This window comes from Streptomyces sp. NPDC054961, from assembly GCF_053609145.1.
Genome location: NZ_JBSGWY010000105.1, coordinates 1 through 1,464, shown reverse-complemented (window position 1 = coordinate 1,464; position 1,464 = coordinate 1). Strand labels below are relative to the sequence as shown.

Below are 1,464 nucleotides of genomic sequence, written 5' to 3'. Positions count from 1 at the left end.
CACCACCGTCACCACTCTGAACACCACCCACCCCCAGACCGCCCACCGCAACCACACCCCCCACACCCCCCACCTCACCCCCACCACCAATGACCGCACCTTCCTGACGCCGCCGCAGGAAACGGCGGCGTGGCGCATCGATGTCGAGAGCGCGGGGACGCTGGACGGCTTGGCCCTCGTCGCGAATCCGGAGGCCACCGAGCCGCTGGCAGCCGGGCAGATCCGGCTGTCCGTTCGTGCGGCGGGCCTCAACTTCCGTGATGTGCTGATCGCATTGGGGATGTACCCGGGCGAGGCACGGATCGGTAGTGAGGGCGCCGGCATCGTGCTGGAGGTGGCGCCCGACGTGACCGATCTGAAGCCGGGTGACCGGGTCATGGGCCTGCTCTCGGGTGGCGTGGGACCGGTCTCGGTGACGGACCGCCTGCTGGTGACGCCGATCCCCGAGGGCTGGTCGTACGCCCAGGCGGCGGCGACCCCGATCGTGTTCCTGACGGCGTACTACGCGCTGCGCGACCTGGCCGCGGCCGAGGCGGGGGAGACCCTGCTCGTACATGCCGCCGCCGGTGGCGTCGGCATGGCCGCCGTACAGTTGGCGCGTCACCTCGGGGTCGAGGTCTTCGGCACGGCGAGCCTCGGCAAGTGGCACACGCTGCGGACCCTGGGCTTCGACGACGACCGTCTGGCGGACTCCCGCACGCTGGAGTTCGAGCAGCGCATCCTCGCGGCGACCGACGGTCGTGGCGTCGACATCGTCCTGGACTCCCTGGCACGGGAGTTCGTCGACGCGTCGCTGCGGCTGCTGCCGCGGGGCGGCCGCTTCCTGGAAATGGGCAAGACCGACATCCGGGATCCGGAGGTCGTCGCCGCCGAGCACACCGGCGTCGCCTACCAGGCCTTCGACCTGATGGAGGCCGGGAACGAGCGCATTCAGCAGATGCTGCGAGAGCTGGTGACGCTCTTCGAGAGCGGTGCGCTGCGCCCGCTTCCCGTCACCGAGTGGGACGTACGCCGTTCGCCGGAGGCCTTCCGCTTCCTCGGCCAGGCCCGCCACGTCGGCAAGGTCGTCCTCACCGTGCCGGCCGATCTCGACCCGGACGGGACGGTGCTGGTCACGGGCGCGACGGGGACTCTGGGTGGTCTTTTCGCCCGCCATCTCGTAACCGAGCACCACGCCAAGCACCTGCTGCTGGTCAGCCGACGCGGAGCCGACGCCCCCGGAGCCACCGAACTCGCCGACGAACTCACCGCCCTCGGCGCACAGGTCACTTTCGCTGCGTGTGATCTGGCTGACCGGGACGCGACGGCCGAGCTTCTCGCCGCCATTCCCGCAGAGCACCCCCTCACCGCTGTGGTCCACACCGCCGGTGTCCTCGCCGACACGCTTGTGGAGGGTCTGACGCCGGAGGCTCTGGCGGAGGTGCTGCGGCCCAAGGTGGATGCCGCGTGGAACCTCCACGACCT

At 70.6% G+C, this 1,464-nt stretch carries 1 protein-coding gene; it reads left to right on the top strand.

The window, feature by feature from the left end; genetic code table 11:
• Positions 1-1,464, top strand: a 1,464-nt coding sequence (locus tag ACWF9Z_RS36645) for an MDR/SDR family oxidoreductase (RefSeq protein ID WP_453609948.1), incomplete at both ends; no start/stop codon positions are given.